The organism is Pseudomonas lyxosi (assembly GCF_047758685.1).
GTDB lineage: Bacteria > Pseudomonadota > Gammaproteobacteria > Pseudomonadales > Pseudomonadaceae > Aquipseudomonas > Aquipseudomonas lyxosi.
In genome coordinates, this window is the sequence record NZ_CP180481.1 from 6,664,629 (window position 1) to 6,681,987 (window position 17,359).

Annotated in this window: 12 protein-coding genes; 8 read left to right on the top strand and 4 right to left on the bottom strand. The window is 56.2% G+C overall.

What is annotated here, in order from left to right; translation table 11 throughout:
- Window positions 1-116 precede the first annotated feature (116 nt).
- Together ACMXYI_RS30620 and ACMXYI_RS30625 are read left to right on the top strand one after the other, a co-directional pair.
- Window positions 117-1,058, top strand: coding sequence for a YgfZ/GcvT domain-containing protein (locus ACMXYI_RS30620; protein WP_415770844.1), 942 nt, complete (start codon window positions 117-119; stop codon window positions 1,056-1,058).
- Between the two features lie 34 nt (window positions 1,059-1,092).
- Window positions 1,093-1,914 (top strand): HDOD domain-containing protein, encoded by an 822-nt coding sequence (locus tag ACMXYI_RS30625; protein WP_415770846.1) that lies wholly within the window; start codon window positions 1,093-1,095, stop codon window positions 1,912-1,914.
- Between the two features lie 26 nt (window positions 1,915-1,940).
- Here ACMXYI_RS30625 and ACMXYI_RS30630 read toward each other — a convergent pair whose 3' ends face one another.
- Entirely contained in the window at window positions 1,941-3,329 is a 1,389-nt protein-coding gene (locus tag ACMXYI_RS30630; RefSeq protein ID WP_415770848.1) for a sensor histidine kinase, read from the bottom strand.
- Window positions 3,322-3,993: a response regulator gene (locus tag ACMXYI_RS30635; protein ID WP_008153060.1), complete on the bottom strand. Its 672-nt coding sequence runs from the start codon at window positions 3,991-3,993 to the stop codon at window positions 3,322-3,324. The genes ACMXYI_RS30630 and ACMXYI_RS30635 overlap by 8 nt, the downstream gene beginning before the upstream one ends.
- A 235-nt stretch (window positions 3,994-4,228) precedes the next feature.
- Between ACMXYI_RS30635 and ACMXYI_RS30640 the strand changes: the two genes are divergently transcribed.
- From ACMXYI_RS30640 to ACMXYI_RS30660, 5 genes are read left to right on the top strand one after another with little or no spacing between them, the layout of a single operon-like run.
- Window positions 4,229-5,521: an OprD family porin gene (locus ACMXYI_RS30640; RefSeq protein ID WP_415770850.1), complete on the top strand. Its 1,293-nt coding sequence runs from the start codon at window positions 4,229-4,231 to the stop codon at window positions 5,519-5,521.
- A 39-nt stretch (window positions 5,522-5,560) separates the two neighbouring features.
- Window positions 5,561-6,538, top strand: coding sequence for a Bug family tripartite tricarboxylate transporter substrate binding protein (locus ACMXYI_RS30645; protein WP_415770852.1), 978 nt, complete (start codon window positions 5,561-5,563; stop codon window positions 6,536-6,538).
- 59 nt (window positions 6,539-6,597) lie between these two features.
- The gene (locus tag ACMXYI_RS30650; RefSeq protein ID WP_415770853.1) at window positions 6,598-7,056 is read left to right on the top strand and encodes a tripartite tricarboxylate transporter TctB family protein; all 459 of its coding nucleotides are present in this window, start codon (window positions 6,598-6,600) and stop codon (window positions 7,054-7,056) included.
- Between the two features lies 1 nt (window position 7,057).
- Window positions 7,058-8,572 (top strand): tripartite tricarboxylate transporter permease, encoded by a 1,515-nt coding sequence (locus tag ACMXYI_RS30655; protein WP_192406616.1) that lies wholly within the window; start codon window positions 7,058-7,060, stop codon window positions 8,570-8,572.
- Complete coding sequence (locus tag ACMXYI_RS30660; RefSeq protein ID WP_415770855.1) at window positions 8,565-9,611, top strand: AbrB family transcriptional regulator; 1,047 nt, start codon at window positions 8,565-8,567, stop codon at window positions 9,609-9,611. The genes ACMXYI_RS30655 and ACMXYI_RS30660 overlap by 8 nt, the downstream gene beginning before the upstream one ends.
- A 110-nt stretch (window positions 9,612-9,721) precedes the next feature.
- Here ACMXYI_RS30660 and ung read toward each other — a convergent pair whose 3' ends face one another.
- The gene (gene ung, locus ACMXYI_RS30665; protein ID WP_415770857.1) at window positions 9,722-10,417 is read right to left on the bottom strand and encodes a uracil-DNA glycosylase; all 696 of its coding nucleotides are present in this window, start codon (window positions 10,415-10,417) and stop codon (window positions 9,722-9,724) included.
- 132 nt (window positions 10,418-10,549) lie between these two features.
- Between ung and ACMXYI_RS30670 the strand changes: the two genes are divergently transcribed.
- Window positions 10,550-11,653 carry an enoyl-CoA hydratase/isomerase family protein gene (locus ACMXYI_RS30670; protein WP_415770859.1) on the top strand — a complete coding sequence of 368 codons (1,104 nt, stop codon included), beginning with the start codon at window positions 10,550-10,552 and terminating at the stop codon, window positions 11,651-11,653.
- A 176-nt stretch (window positions 11,654-11,829) separates the two neighbouring features.
- On the opposite strand, the gene ACMXYI_RS30675 is transcribed toward ACMXYI_RS30670, so the two are convergent.
- A complete protein-coding gene (locus ACMXYI_RS30675; RefSeq protein ID WP_415770861.1) occupies window positions 11,830-17,316 on the bottom strand; it encodes a calcium-binding protein in 5,487 nt (1,828 codons plus the stop codon).
- Window positions 17,317-17,359 lie beyond the last annotated feature (43 nt).

Here is a 17,359-nt window from a genome sequence, read left to right on the forward strand (position 1 = left end):
CCCCAGGCACAGTCGAACACTCGGCTTTGGTCGGCCACCAACGATCCTTTGTGAACTACCCATTTCAAGAGCGCCCCCTTATGATGTCCTCCAGACTCTTTACCCTGCGATGACCCATGGCCGATTCTGCTTTTTTCTGCACCCTGTCTCACGAAGGCGTTCTCGCAGTACGCGGCGCGGATGCCAGTAAATTCCTGCAAGGCCAATTGACCTGCAACCTCAATTACCTGAGTGACACCCAGGCCAGCCTCGGCGCCCGCTGCACACAGAAGGGCCGGATGCAGTCGAGTTTCCGCATCCTGCTGGAAGGCGACGGCGTTCTGATGGCCATGGCCACCGAATTGCTGGAACCGCAACTGGCGGACCTGAAAAAGTACGCGGTGTTTTCCAAATCCAAACTGACCGACGAAAGCGCCGCCTGGGTCCGCTTCGGCATCGACCATGACGATGTGGCACTGATCAGCCTCGGTCTTGATCTTCCGGCCGACACCGACAGCGTCGCGCGCAATGACGACTTGATCGCCATTCGCGTCTCGCCGGACCGCGCCGAACTCTGGGTCGCCGCCGACCAGACCGACCTCATCAAGGGCAAACTGTCCGCCGTATTGGCCGAAGGCGATCTGAATCAATGGCTGTTGGGCCAGATCCGCGCAGGGATCGGTCAGGTCATGCCGAGTACTCGCGAACTGTTCATCCCGCAGATGCTCAATCTGCAAGCCGTGGGTGGCGTGAGTTTCAAGAAAGGTTGCTATACCGGCCAGGAAATCGTCGCGCGCATGCAGTACCTGGGCAAACTCAAGCGCCGCTTGTATCGCCTGACGCTGGATGCCAGCGAATTGCCTGAACCTGGCACACAATTGTTTTCCCCTACCCACGGCAGCTCTATCGGCGAAGTGGTGCTGGCCGCCAACGCCGGGAAAAATATTGAACTCCTGGCCGTGCTGCAAGCCGAAGCAGCTGAAGGGGGTGATATCCATCTGGGCGCGCTCGAAGGGCCAGCCCTGCACCTGCTCGACCTGCCTTACGAACTGGATCGCGATCGCGAAATCCAGCGTTAACAGCAGCATTTGTCGCAATACCTAGAGAAACGAAATGAGTGAGCTGGCGGAAAAGGTCCAACAGGATTTGGTTGAGGCCATCGATAACGATGACCTGGTTCTGCCAACGTTACCGGAAGTGGCCCTGCAGATTCGCAAGGCCGCTGAAGATCCGGAAATCAGTGTCAGCACCCTGAGCAAAGTGATCGGCCGCGATACCGCGCTGTCGGCGCGTCTGATCAAAGTGGTCAATAGCCCGCTGTTGCGTGCGACACAGGAAGTCACTGACCTCCACACGGCAATCACTCGATTGGGCGTCAATTACAGCAGCAACCTGGCCATCGGACTGGTCATGGAACAGATTTTCCATGCCCGCTCCGAGGTGGTGGAACAGAAAATGCGCGATGTCTGGCGCAAAAGCCTGGAAATCGCCGGGATCAGCTATGCATTGTGCCGCCGGTACACGCAGCTCAAACCCGATCAGGCAGCCCTTGGCGGACTGGTGCATCAGATCGGTGTGTTGCCGATCCTGACCTACGCCGAAGATCACTATGAACTGCTGGCTGATCCGGTCAGCCTCAACCATGTGATCGATCACATTCATCCACTGCTCGGCGACAAACTGCTCAGGGTCTGGGAGTTTCCGGAAATGCTGGTACAGGTGCCGGGGCTTTATCTGGACTTCAATCGACAGTCCGAGCGGGTCGATTATGTCGATCTGGTGCAAGTGGCCAGCCTGTATTGCCACAAGGACACCGACCATCCCCTCGCCCGCATCGACGCATTCAGCGTGCCGGCGTTCAAAAAGCTGGGGATTGATCCGGAGAACGAGGCGACGTGCCGCGATCTGGAAGAGTCGCAGTCGATGTTTTATTAAGAGCGAAGAGGCCATAACAGGCACCATCACTCCCCGACAATAAAACTCACCCGCACCTTCAACCCCGCCTGCTCGCCATCGTGCAGGCTGATTTGAGCCAGGTGTGCGCGGCAGATCTCGCCAACAATCGCCAGCCCCAACCCCGAACCGGCCACCTGCTGGTTGCGCCGGTAAAAGCGCTCGAACACCCGATCGCGCTCTTCAAGAGGAATGCCCGGGCCGTCGTCCTCGACCTCCAACACGGCCGGTGCCGTGACCCGAAGAATCACGTTGCCACCCGACGGCGTGTGCGCCAGCGCGTTATCCACCAGATTGCTCAACAGTTCATTCAACAGCGTTGGCTCGCCGCGCAACCACACCGGTTCGTCCGCTTCCAGCGCCAGCGCCACACCGCGTGCGTGGGCCAGCGGTGCCATGGCCATGCCGAGTTCGCGAGCCAGCTGACTGAGGTCAAGCAACTGCGCGCCGCCCTCGGCGATGGCCCGGGCACCATTTTCGACCCGTGCCAGCGAGAGCAATTGATTGGCAAGGTGGGTCAAACGGTCCGTGCCTTGGGCGACGGTTTCCAATGTACTGCGCCAGGTTTCAGGTTCGGTCGAGCGCAAACCCAGTTCCAGTCGAGCCTTGAGCGCCGCCAGGGGAGTACGCAGCTCATGGGCGGCATCGGCGATGAACTGCGCCTGACGCTCGAACTGCCCGCGCAGACGCTCGGTAAAGTGATTGAGCGCGCGCACCAGCGGCCATAATTCGTGTTGCACTTCCACCAACGGCAATGGCCGCAGATCGTCCGACTGACGCTCTTCCACCGCAGTGCGCAAACGTTCCAGCGGACGCAGCGCGGCGCTGACCGCAAACCACACCAGCAACAACGCCCCCACCGCCAGCATGCCCAGGCGCAGCAACGTGTCCGCCGCCAGGCTGCGGGCCATGCTGACCCGCGCCTCATCGGTTTCCGCCACGCGGATTTCCGCCATGCCGTTCATGTTCGGCTCGCTCACGGGTTTGAGCAGGCTCACCACACGTACGTTCTGCCCTTGGTATTTGGCGTTATAGAAGCGTGCCAGTGCCGGATAGTCGTCCGTTCGCGGGGTTCCCGGCGGCGGTGGCGGCAGGTTTTCGTAACCCGAGATCAGTTTCTGATTGATGTCGTTGACCAGGTAAAAAATCCGTCCCGCACTGTCGTAGGCGAAGGTGTCGAGGGCCACGTACGGCACGTCGGCGCTCAGCGTGCCGTCGCGCTGGGATACGCCCGCCGCGATGGTCCGCGCCGAGGCCAGCAAGGTCCGGTCATAGGCGGTGTCGGCAGCTTCGCGACCGTTCCAGTAAGCGCTCAAACCACTGGCCAACATCAACACCACCAGCAACAGCGCCAGATTCCACAGCAACCGCCAGCGCAGGCTGCTGGGCTTATGCATCGCGGCTTTCCAGCAAGTAGCCGAGACCGCGGAAGGTCACGATGACCACCGGTTGGCCATCGAGCTTCTTGCGCAGACGATGGACATAGATCTCGATGGCGTCGGGACTGGCCTCTTCGTCCAGTCCGAAGACTTGCGAGGCCAGTTGCTCTTTGCTCATTACCCGACCGGGACGCGCGATCAGGGCTTCGAGCACGGCCTGCTCGCGGGAAGTCAGGGTCAGCAACTCTTCGCCGAGGGTGAAGCGCCGAGTGTCCAGGTCATAGGCCAGCACGCCGCAGCGCTGCAGGCGTTCACCGCCGAGCACACTGCGGCGCAGCAAGGCTTTGACCCGGGCTTCGAGTTCAGTCAGTTCGAATGGTTTGGCCAGGTAATCGTCAGCGCCGAGGTTCAGGCCGTGGACCCGATCCTTGACGTCGCTGCGGGCGGTCAACATCAATACCGGCAGGTTCTTGCCCCGCGCCCGCAGACGCGCCAGCACTTCGAAGCCATCCATGCGCGGCAGGCCGACGTCGAGGATCGCCATGGCGTATTCCTCGCTGCTCAACGCCAGGTCCGCCGCCACACCGTCGTGCAGCACATCCACGGTCAGCCCGGTGCTCTTGAGCGCCTGGGCGACACTTTCGGCGAGCTGCAGGTGGTCTTCGACGAGCAGAACACGCATGGATCTTTACCTCATTCAGGGATGGTCGACGCCATTCTTTGGCGCGGAGTTTACAGCCGCAACCGCCGCTGTGAAGCCCGAAAACCGTGAAAGTCTTCTGAAAGGTTAGCGAAAGGTTGGCCGGTTAGAGTCCAGCCACGGACAGTTTCGACTGCCGTGCGCTACCGCACATAGCGATACGAAAAACGCCTCGAAGCGTTTTCGCCAATAAGAACAATAAACGGAGTACTTCAAGATGCTGTCCATGCAGCTTCAGGCTTGCCCGCCTGCTCGCTTTTCCCGCCTCAGCCACACCGCCCTTGCCAGTGCCGCCGCCCTCGCCGGCTTTTCGCCGTTGAGTCAGGCTGCCTTCTTCGAAGACAGTACGGCAACCCTCGAAACCCGCAACATGTATTTCAACCGCGACTTTCGCGACGGTACCAGCGCCCAGCAATCCAAGCGGGACGAATGGGCTCAGGGGTTCATGCTCAATCTGCAATCGGGTTACACCGACGGCGCCGTGGGGTTCGGTGTCGATGCGCTGGGCATGCTGGGGGTCAAACTCGATTCGAGTCCCGACCGCACTGGCACCGGCCTGCTGCCAACCCATGACGACGGCCGCGCAGCCGATGAGTACTCCAAGCTTGGCCTGACCGGCAAAGTGAAAATCTCCGCCACGGAACTTAAAATCGGCAGCCTGATTCCGGAACTGCCAATCCTCAAGCCCAACGACGGGCGCATCCTGCCGCAGACCTTCGAAGGCGGCCTGCTGACCTCCAAAGAGATCAAGAACCTGACCTTCACCGGCGGGCGTCTGGAGAAAGCCAAGGACCGCGACAGCACCGACTTCGAGGACATCGCCCTCAACAACAAGAACAGTCGCTTCGCAGGTACCGCAGCCGGCAAGCATTTCGACTTTGGCGGCGTGGACTACAAGTTCACCGACAAAATCACCGGCAGCTACCACTTCGCGCAACTTGATGAAGTCTACAACCAGCACTTCCTCGGTGTTGTCGCTTCGCAACCGTTCGGCCCCGGCACTTTCGGCACTGATCTGCGCCTGGCCATCAGTGATGACCAGGGCGCGGCCCGTGGCGGAAATATCGACAACAAATCCCTCAACGGCCTGGTGAGCTACGCCTTGAGCGGGCATAAATTCAGCGCCGGCTATCAGCACATGTCCGGCGACAGCGCGTTCCCTTATGTCGATGGCAGTGACCCGTACCTGGTCAACTTCGTTCAGATCAACGACTTTGCCGGCGCCGAAGAACGTTCCTGGCAGGCACGTTACGACTTTGACTTCGCCAGGCTTGGGATTCCCGGCCTGAGTTTCATGAGCCGTTACCTGAGCGGTGACAACATCAAGCTCAAGAACGGTGACGAAGGCAAAGAGTGGGAACGCAACACCGAAATCAAATACGTCGTACAAAGCGGCGCGCTCAAGGATGTCGCCGTGCGCCTGCGTAATGCCACTTACCGTTCCAACTACTCCGCTCGCGATGCCGATGAAGTGCGTCTGCTGGTGAGCTATAGCGTTGTCCTTTGGTAATTCAGTAAACCTATAACAACAACTCCCAAGGAGACTTGAATGAACTTATCACTGCGTAAAGTTGCTCTCACCGCCAGCGCCCTGCTGTTCGCCGGCCAATTGCTCGCCGAACCCAAACGTCCGGAATGCATCGCCCCGGCCTCGCCCGGCGGCGGATTCGACCTGACCTGCAAACTGGCGCAAAGCGCGCTGGTGAATCAGAAACTGCTGACCAAACCGATGCGCGTGACCTACATGCCCGGCGGCGTTGGCGCGGTAGCGTACAACGCGGTGGTCGCCCAGCGTCCAGCCGACGCTGGCACGTTGGTAGCTTGGTCCAGCGGTTCGCTGCTGAACCTGGCCCAAGGCAAGTTCGGTCGTTTCGATGAAAGCGCCGTGCGCTGGCTGGCGGCGGTTGGAACAAGCTACGGCGCCATCGCGGTGAAAAGCGATTCGCCTTACAAGACTCTGGACGATCTGGTTAAGGCGCTGAAGAAAGATCCGAGCAAAGTGGTGATCGGCTCCGGCGGCACCGTTGGCAGCCAGGACTGGATGCAGACCGCCCTGATCGCCAAGGCTGCCGGGATCAACCCGCGCGACCTGCGTTACGTCGCCCTCGAAGGCGGCGGTGAAATCGCCACCGCCCTGCTCGGCGGCCACATCCAGGTCGGCAGCACCGACATCTCCGACTCCATGCCGCATATCCAGAGCGGAGACATGCGCCTGCTGGCCGTGTTCTCCGAGAAGCGTCTGGACGAGCCGGAAATGAAGGACATTCCGACCGCCAAAGAACAAGGCTACGACATCGTCTGGCCAGTGGTTCGCGGCTTCTACCTCGGGCCAAAGGTCAGCGACGAAGACTACGCCTGGTGGAAAGACGCTTTCGACAAGCTGCTGGCTTCCGAAGAGTTCGCCAAGTTGCGCGATCAGCGTGAACTGTTCCCGTTCGCCATGACCGGCCCGGAGCTGGACACCTACGTGAAGAAGCAGGTCACGGACTACAAAGTGCTGGCCAAAGAGTTCGGCCTGATTCAGTGATCGCCTCTGTCTAGCGGCTGCGGCCCCCGTTCTGGAGGGCTGCGGCACAGGAGTTTCCCATGCTCTTACAACGCATTTTTGCTTCGGTGCTGTTGCTGGCCTGTATCGGCCTGGCGCTGATGGCCTGGCCGTATCAAGCGTCTTTTTCCTACGAACCGGTGGGGCCGCGCGCCTTTCCACTGTTGATGCTCGGCCTGATGGGCCTTGGCTTGCTGTACATGGTGTTTCGACCGACACCGATCATCCACAGTGATGACGACCCGAAACTGGACCGTGAAACGCTGATCAAAATCGGCATCTGTGTGGTGCTGTTGCTGGTGTTCGCCGGGGCCTTCGAACCCCTTGGTTTCATCGTCGCCAGCATTCTGATTGGAATCCCTATGGCACGCCTGTATGGCGGCCGCTGGCTACCCAGCACGGTGATCATCAGCCTGATGGCTATCGGTCTTTATCTGCTGTTCGACAAGGTGATGGACGTGCCACTGCCGCTGGGCGTGCTCGACGTTCTGGAGAACTGATATGGATACTCTTGGCTATTTGGGTCAGGGCTTCGGCGTCGCGCTGAGCCCGTACAACCTGGTGACCGCGCTGTGCGGCACCCTGATCGGCACCGTCGTCGGGCTGTTGCCAGGCCTGGGCCCGATCAACGGCGTAGCGTTGCTGATTCCGATCGCATTCGCCCTCGGCCTGCCACCGGAGTCGGCTCTGATTCTGCTGGCGGCGGTGTACCTGGGTTGCGAATACGGCGGCCGGATCAGTTCGATCCTGCTGAACATCCCGGGTGAAGCTTCCACGGTAATGACCACCCTCGACGGTTACCCGATGGCCCGCAAGGGGCTGGCCGGTGTAGCGCTGTCGCTGTCGGCGTGGAGCTCGTTCATCGGTGCGTTCATCGCGACTTGCGGCATGGTGCTGTTCGCCCCGCTGCTGGCGAAATGGGCGATTGCCTTCGGACCCGCGGAATACTTCGTACTGATGGTGTTTGCGATTGTCTGTCTCGGCGGCATGGCCGGCGACCGACCACTAAAGACCTTTATCGCCGCGCTGATCGGTTTGTTTCTATCGACCGTAGGGATCGATGCCAACAGCGGCGTGTACCGTTTCACCGGGGATAACATCCATTTGACGGACGGCATTCAGTTCGTTGTGCTGGTACTGGGCTTGTTCTCCATCAGTGAAATCCTTCTGCTGCTGGAAAAAACTCATCGCGGCCAGGAAGCGGTGAAAGCTACCGGCCGGATGATGTTCAACTTCAAGGAAGCATCGTCGGTGTTCGTGGTGAACATCCGTTGCGGTCTGCTCGGTTTCATCATGGGCGTTCTGCCAGGTGCCGGTGCAACACTGGCCAGTGCCGTGGCCTACATGACCGAAAAACGTATCGCCGGCGCCAATGGCACGTTCGGACAAGGCGACATGCGTGGCCTCGCAGCGCCGGAAACCGCTATCGGCGGCGCAGCCTGCGGTGCCCTGGTGCCGATGCTGACCCTCGGCGTTCCAGGTTCGGGCACCACGGCGGTGATGATCGGCGCGCTGTCGCTGTACAACATCACCCCTGGGCCGCTGTTGTTCCAACAGCAACCGGACATCGTTTGGGGCCTGATCGCGTCGTTGTTTGTCGCCAACATCATGCTGGTGATCCTCAACATCCCGATGATCCGCATCTTCACCCGCATCCTTGCCGTGCCGAACTGGGCGCTGGTGCCGGTGATCGCGATTATTACCGGAATCGGCGTCTACGCGGTACACGCCACCACCTTCGACCTGTTCCTGATGATCGGTATCGGTATCTTCGGCTACATCCTGCGCAAGCTGGACTTCCCGTTGTCCCCGGTATTGCTGGGTTTCATCCTCGGCGGTTTGATGGAGCAAAACCTGCGTCGCGCCCTGTCGATTTCCAACGGTGCGCTGGAAATCCTCTGGTCGAGCCCGATCACCTTCGGTGTCTGGGTGCTGACCGCAATCATGCTGCTCATGCCGATCCTGCGGATCTGGCGCAAACGTTCGGTCGCCCGGCGCGTTATCGCCGATGTCTGATCGAACACCCTTCAAAGCCTGGTGGGGAACTCCGCTGGTCGGTCTGCTGGGTGGTTACCTGGCCAGCCAGATCGGCTGGCCACTGCCGTGGATGGTCGGCTCGTTGTTGGCGATCATCCTGGTGCGTTGCCTGACACCCTGGCAATTGGCGGAAATCCCTGGCGGCCGCAAGTGCGGCCAGTGGGTTGTCGGCATCGGCATCGGCCTGCACTTCACCCCGGTGGTGATGGAGCAGGTGCTGAGCCACTTCGGTCTGATCTTCTTCGGTGCGTTGGTCACCAGCCTCTCGGCGGTGGTCGGGGTCTGGTTGATGCGGCGTACCGGTGAAGATCGCGCCACGGCGTTCTTTTCCAGCATGCCCGGCGGCTCCGGGGAGATGGTCAACCTCGGCGCGCGTAACGGCGCGGTGCTCAGTCGTGTTGCGGCGGGGCAAAGCCTGCGGGTGTTGGTGGTAGTGCTGTGTGTACCGGCGGCGTTCAAGTATTTGCTGGGCGGCGGCGCACCGATTTTTCATCCGTCCACCGTCAATTGGTGGTGGCTCGCTCTGCTCTTCCCGGCGGGCGCCTTGGCGGCGTGGCTCTGGGAACGTCTGCGTCAACCCAATCCATGGCTGTTCGGACCGTTGCTGGTGAGTGCGGCGGTGAGTATCGGTTGGGACTTGCACATCGGTTTGCCCAACGGGGGCAGCCAGATCGGCCAATGGCTGATTGGCAGCGGCTTGGGTTGTCACTTCAATCGGCAGTTTTTCCGGCGTGCGCCTTCGTTCATGGGGCGGACCTTGATCGGCACAGCGTTGACGATGTTGATCGCCACGGCAGCGGCGTTGGGGTTGAGTGCGCTGACGCATTTGGATTTGCGTTCGCTGACGCTGGGCATGATGCCCGGCGGGATTGCGGAGATGAGCCTGACGGCAGAGACGTTGCAGTTGTCGGTACCGCTGGTGACGGCGATGCAGGTAATGCGGCTGTTGTTTGTGTTGTTTCTGGCGGAGCCGTTGTTCAGGTATTGGAATCGGGTGCCGGAGCAGTCCCCACCATGATCGTTCCCACGCTCCGCGTGGGAATGCAGCCCGGGACGCTCTGCGTCCCATCCAAAGCCGAACGCGGAGCGTCCGTTGAGGCATTCCCACGCAGAGCGTGGGAACGATCATTACGCGACTGGCGGCAACCGCCATTCGATCGGCGTTTCGCCATTCTGCTCAAGAAACTTATTGGTTCGGCTGAAATGTCCGCACCCGAGGAAGCCACGATAGGCGGACAACGGTGACGGATGCACCGACGTCAGCACCAGATGCTTGGTGGCATCGATCAGTTTCTGCTTGCTCTGGGCATGCGCGCCCCACAGCATAAACACCAGATGCGGCTGCTTCTGACTGACGAGCTCAATGATCCGGTCCGTGAAAAACTGCCAGCCCTTATCCTTGTGCGCATTGGCATTGGCGCGCTCAACCGTCATGGTGGTGTTGAGCATCAGCACGCCCTGGTCAGCCCAGCTCTGCAAATAGCCATGGTTGGGAATATCGATGTTCAGGTCGCGTTTCAACTCTTTATAGATGTTCACCAGCGACGGCGGCGCCGGTACGCCCGGTTGCACCGAGAAGCACAAGCCGTGGGCCTGTCCCGGACCGTGGTACGGGTCCTGGCCGAGGATGACGACTTTGACTTTATCCAGCGGCGTCGAATTGAGCGCGTTGAAAATCATCGGTCCTGGAGGGTAGATTTCCTTGCCGGCCGCGCGCTCCTCTTGCAGGAAGTTGCGCAACTCTGTCATGTAGGGCTGGTCGAATTCGGCACGCAGTGCCTCCTTCCAGCTCGGTTCGAGTTTGATACGGTCGTCAGCAGTCATGGTTACATCCGGCAAAAACAATGGGGCGAACCCTAGGAAAGCCCATCACGCTTGTCAATTGATCTGACGCAGATCCGGCACTTTCCTGTACAGCGATCATACTGAACGCTCAAATTCCCGATCGAGGTCACGATGAATCTGCACTTCGAAGAACTCACTGGCACCGACGGCGCACGCATCGGAGTCGCCAGCCTGGATGCCGAAAATTCCCTCAATGCCCTGTCCTTGCCGATGATCAACGCCTTGCGCGATCAACTGGACGTCTGGGCCAAAGAACCGCAAATCGTCTGCGTAGTGCTGCGCGGCAACGGTGCCAAAGCCTTCTGCGCCGGTGGCGAAGTCCGCAGCCTGGTGGAAGCCTGTCGCGCCCATCCCGGCGAAGTGCCGCCGCTGGCCGCGCATTTCTTTGCGGCGGAATATCGCCTGGACTTCAATCTGCACACTTACCCTAAACCGCTGATCTGCTGGGGGCATGGCTATGTGCTCGGCGGCGGCATGGGGCTGCTGCAAGGGTCGGGCATCCGGATTGTCACGCCGAGCAGCCGGTTGGCGATGCCGGAGATCAGTATCGGTTTGTACCCGGATGTCGGGGCCAGTTGGTTTCTGTCGCGCCTGCCCGGCAAGCTCGGATTGTTTCTCGGCCTGACCGGCGCCCATATGAACGGTCGCGATGCGATCGATCTCGACCTGGCCGACCGTTTCCTGCTCGATGAACAGCAGGAAGAGCTGATGGAAGGCCTGCTGCAGTTGAACTGGCAGGAACAGACGCAGATGCAGCTGAACAGCCTGCTCAAGGCCTTGCAGCAGGAAGCGATCGCGCAAATGCCCGAAGCCCAGTGGCTGCCACGACGCCAGCAGATCGATGAGCTGCTGGATGTCAGTGACGTGCGCTGCGCCTGGAAGGCCATCAGCCAGCTGCGCGACAACACGGATCTGCTGCTCAGCCGTGCCGCGAAAACAATGAGCGAAGGCTCGCCCCTGACCGCTCATCTGGTGTGGGAACAGATCGCCCGCGCCCGGCACATGTCGCTGGCTCAAGTCTTTCAGATGGAATACACCATGAGCCTCAACTGTTGCCGTCATCCTGAGTTCAGCGAAGGCGTGCGCGCACGGCTGATCGACAAGGATCAAAAACCCCATTGGCACTGGCCAGACATCAATAATCTGCCGGATGCGGTGGTAGAAGCGCATTTCCACAAGGCCTGGGAAGGCCGGCATCCTCTGGCCGATTTGTAGGAATACTGAAATCAGGGCATTGCCCGCGATTGCTATCTCAAGGGCTTATCGCGGGCAAAACATGCTCGTACACGTTGTTAACTGCACTTCGTCCCTGCCCTATTCCCGGAACGAGCCTCCTACCGCAAGTGGAGGAACGGCTTGTAGTCATCACCTGTTTGGCATCGAAGTAGTAATTAACCGTTAAGCTCATAAAATTGTATTATTTCCTTCACTGCCTGCAACGCTTCATCGTCATTACGCAGCAAGATGTCTTCCACATCTCTTAGTGGGGGCAAAGCGTGCAGAAGCTCAACAAGTTGGTCCGCAGTGTAGTCTTGAGGAATTCTGTCCACTCCTTGTACTCTTATAAAACTTATCGCAGCATCGCCTCCTAAAAAATGATTAACCACTCGTATCTTCGGAGACGAACCATAATTCACCACTACTACGAGATCATCATTATCGCGATGAAATTTCAGCTGAAGGATGGAGACATCGAAATCCGTAAAATCAATTCCATCAATACCGCCAGATGCATTAACAATCAAATCTCTTCCCAGCCCGTCATATTTGTAAACGTCATTACCCGCACCACCTGCTAGAGTGTCGTCACCCGGTCCTCCCCAAAGAACATCTTCTCCTGGCCCGCCCGAGATCGAGTCATCTCCCTGCATACCTCTTATCTCACCTGCCCCACTCAAAGTGTCATCACCTCGACCACCAACGAGAGGAAGCGCTTTATTATCACGAGAAGATCTGACCAAAGGAGCACCCGCCACCAAAACACCACTATGGTAAGTATCAGGAGCAGGACCTAATTTGCTGTTAGCGATAAGCTGTTCCAAGCGAATGGTCGCACCGTCTGCAAACTTTATAACTTCAATACCAGAACCACCAAGATCACTTGCATTCGGCAATACAATACGAACTTGTTGTTCCGTACCCCAGGAAATATCAAGCGTTGAGTACAGCATCAGCCCTCGGGGTGGACTGCGATAGGTGCCACGCTGTGGTTTTGGTGATAACTCTATATTGACCGCTTCAACCAATACGGTACCCCAACTTAATCGCAACTGACCAAGCGTTATCCCACCCGGAAGTCTAACGGCATCAGTATCGTCTATTCCGGACTCAGATTTCCACCCGGCAACCCCAACTTCAGGACTGAGAAAAACAGGGCTTAACATATCCGCAATAATTGTAGTCGCGCCTGCATGCGCGCCTATTATATAAGTGTCAGGACCGTTCTCACCGTAAAGCCAATCATACCCTGAGCCACTGACTAAATAATCCGCACCGTCTGATCCAAGCAGCGTATCGTTTCCCGCTCCGCCTGAAAGAAACGCACCGGGTGTCTTACCTTCATGTTCACCATAATAAACGTCGGGATCCTTACAGGTGACTACTAAATCATCGCCCGTCCCGCCATGAAAAATATTGCCACCTTCAAGATTTACTCTACCGCCTGCGTCATCGCCCTGAACAACTTGGTGCCTAACGGTTTCAGTCGTGACATCCCAACTGAACTGTTTATAACTAACCGCACCCTCTTCGAAGCTTCCAGCTGGATAAACATACCAACCTTGAATGACACCTGTGACGCTTTTATTTTCGATGACAATTTCTCCAGCACTTAAAGCAAATCCACTATTGCTTGAGCCAGATGGATAGTATTTTGGCTCTTGTTTTGGCGTATATTTCAGCCCACCCACCACTGAAGGTATTGACTCAGAGCGGGACGTTGTATTTGAGGACCTCTCACTGAGTACTGCTCTACCAGAAACAAGACTCATTCGATCCGGAGTTTCCGACAATGATCCAGCCTGGAAGCTTTCAACAATTAAATTGGTTTTTTCGTGGTAGTTGTACTCATCATCAGTTATATGGCTTTTACTCCAGGCGCCCTGAGCATTTAGCACGAACCCCGATGCCAGTATAAATGCCGAGCGGCGCTTTTTCATGCTCGCCATAAACTCTTCGCCCCACAGTTTGTCACTATCACCGTCAAGGCGAGGAGTATCGGCCGCAGCATTATTGGTATCCGCCGCCTCATTATAATTTTCATTATCTCCGGATTGCTCCGTAACATCAGGGCTATCTCTAACCCCGACGCTACTTCCGTCTGCGCCACCTACCAGAGATGTTTCTACCAAAGACGAAACTTCTGCCGGCTCCTGGACTATTTTCATAACATCCTGAAAACTTAAAACAACCCCGTCACTGAAACCAAATGATGAATTTTGCCATTTTTCAAAATCGCGAATCAGAGTGGCGTCACCTGAACCATTCGACAGTCGTAATACCGGCCCAATATCAACAACAATAATGTCAGCCTTTAAACTATCCGCAGTAAATCCAGATCCAAATTTTATGACGTTATTTCCGCCTGTATCTGCGATAACGTCGAGACCATCACCGGCACCAAAATGATAAGTATCGTCGCCGTCTTGCCCATCCAGGTAGTCGTTGCCGCTGCCTCCTCTAAAAAAATTATTACCGGAGCCACCGCGAAGATAGTCCACACCTGCACCGCCATATAACGTGTCGTTTCCACCGCCGCCTAGCAGCGTGTCGTTACCTGCACCGCCATCAAGATAATCTGCGCCATGTTCCGTTTCGGGTCTTAGCTCATAATCACCCAGCAAGAAGTCATCATCAGCACCGCCATAAAGTGTATCGGCGCCCAAGCCTCCCCAGAGCGTGTCGTTTCCTGCATTTCCTTGAATGTAGTCATCATTAGTTCCCCCCGCCTCCTGGTTGTGCTCATCTCCATCCAGGGCGTCATTCCCTTGCCCCCCTATCAGCGTATCGGAGCCACCCATGCCTAAAAGCGTGTCATCACCAACCCCGCCATCAAGAAAATCATTACCGTGGTAACGAACTGGGTGATCGGTGTAATCGCCAGATAGATTATCGTTACCTGCGCCACCATAAAGTGAATCATCAGCACCGCCACCTTGTAGGGTGTCGTCGCCCGCACCACCATCCAGAAAATCATTACCAAAATAATTCGCGGCATCACCCTCAATACCCTGCAATACAGAGTCATCTCCTTTTAGATCATCGTTACCCATTCCGCCGTACAACACATCGCTACCGCCATTACCGGCAAGTTCATCATTGCCGCCCCCCCCAACCAACAAATCGTTCCCATGGTGTCTGCTTTGGAGACCACCAGCCCAATCAAGGTTGTCTCCCAACAATCTATCGTTGTCTTCGCCCCCCCAAAGAGTGTCATTTCCCCCATCGCCGCTCAGGTCATCGTTTTCAGTTCCGCCATCGAGCAAGTCGTCGCCCCAGCCGCCATTGATAAAGTCCCGATCACCTTGACCGTAAAGAATGTCATTGCCACCCTCGACAGGATTGCTGAGGGAGGCATTGGCGTAGACGTTACGCGTACTGACAACTCCATCGCCGAGAGGGACGTCAACCCTTTTAAAATCCCAATTTTTCGCAAGTCCACCGGTCGTACTATCACCGGATAGATTGTCGTCGCCAGCGCCCCCAATTAGCGTATCTCGACCATTTCCACCGAGTAGCACGTCTCGGGAGCCAGTGCCCACAAGTAGATCATCATCCTGCCCCCCATCAAGCCAATCACCACGACTTGTCTTCCCTTTAACGGCGCCATCTGCCATCGCTTTTTCAATAGTTAACTGCTTATCTCCAAACAAACGGTCATTTCCAGCTTTACCAAATAACCGATCAGAACCGCCAAGCCCAATGAGCAAGTCGTCGTTCGGCGATCCGTGCAGCATGTCGACCTTGTTTCTCTGCTTTACATTCGGCATCACCACAACATTGCCTAGTTCATCGTAAGAGAACTGATCACCGGGAACATCTGGATCGATATCTTTTGCTTTCCAATCACCCATTACGGTTAGATCGGGTCTCGAAATGGGCTGACCTTTGTAATCCGGGAGTTGGATGCCCAACATTCCTGGCGTGTAGTGTTTTATAACAACCAGGTCATTCTGACCGTATTTGATATTAAGTGTTTTTTCAGCGAGTTCTTCGATGAGAGTTAAAGTAATGGTGCCATCTTCAGTAACCCAGGTATTGCTCAGAGGACCACTACGTTTAGGGACAGGAATCGGAAGGCCATTTATAAGTATCTCACCATCAATGTTTAAATCGAAAATCTGATCGATTCCATCGCCACTCGAAAATTCATACCTATCGTTTCCGGTGCCTCCAATCAGAATATCGTTACCCTTGCCACCCACTAAGACATCGTCACCCGACATCCCATGTAGCGCATCATTCCCCTCTCTGCCGCTTAACGAATCGGGACCATGACCACCTTCAATATAATCATTTCCTTCGAGGCCGTTGATCGTGTCGTTGCCCCCACCACCATAAAGATGGTCGATATTTGTTCCTCCGCTGAAAGAGCGGCCTCCATCATCACCAAACATGACCAGCGGATTTGAAACCCCCGTAGTCATTGGCGCGTGCTTGCCTGATGCAAGATCTGAGTAGGAAAACTTCTGAGCGGTGTTTTCTCCAAATGATCCGTTGGTCCTGGCTATCAGGCGGCCTAACATATCTGCGCGATCAATAAGCCATTGCTCAGTGATGACGCCTTCGCCGGTTTTCGAGTCATAGAGTTCCAGACCGTGACCTGAAAAACCGTCCTGTCTTTCTATAACTATTTCGCTCAGGTTTTTTAGAGAGTTCCGTAACGCCTGCCCGATAGTCGTATCTTGGGCGGCTAGTACTCCCCACTCAGAAGCGCTTCCGTATTCCCCAATTGTCTTCGCAACAATGCTTTGGGATTGACTCGGTGGGAACGCCGAAAAAAACGTATAGGCGTTAGCGGCAAACGTTTCATCCGTAGTAGGTGCAACAGTAGAGTCTCCTTCGTATGTTCGTCTAAACATGTCAAAAAAGGCATTCGCGCCGTATCTTAATATCAGATTAACCAATGGTGAAATAGGTGTACCTTTAACCACATACTGGATTAGCGGATTAACACTCCCGCTACTAAGTGCCACATTTATCTGCTCTGGCACAACTGAAAACAAGCTCTCAAAAATATTCCTGCCGAAATTTCTGATCACCGCTTCAAGCGCCACATTGTATGAATCTATGGCAAACAGGATATTCTTGAAATCATCGATTCTATTAACCTTCGCTTGTTCATGACTGCCTTTTATTTCCGATCCGGGATCACCCGCTGATATCAATCTCCACGTTTCATAGGGAAACTCCCCACCCAACAGACTAAACGCGATTGTCCCCGACCATCCTGAATTACGACTTGAGGCAGTGTCTTCTTCGCCAATCTTTTGCCTGAACAATATTTCACCAACGGCTCTTGCATCGATTGAAGCGATTTGGCTAATTAAAGGCACAGTCCATGGATCCAAATCATCTATTACTGATCCGCGCACCAGAGAATTAACGAAATTGACCGCCACCCCATTAGATGACTCTTGTATCAACTCAGCACTAAACGTTTCATTCAACCTCAACTGCCCTTGCCGTACCGTATAAGCACGAATCAAAGCTGAGTATGCACCTCGTCCTCCATTGGCATCAATCGCCACATCGAGCCAGAGCTTCGCACTCTTCAAAGTACCTCTTACATTTTCGTTGAAAACATCTCGTCCAGATAGTTTTTCACCAATAATATCTGATAACGTCCGATAGAAAGGTACGCAATTATTACCTTCCATCGCTACTGCCTTATACTTTTCTTCTTCCGAATCAAACACCATC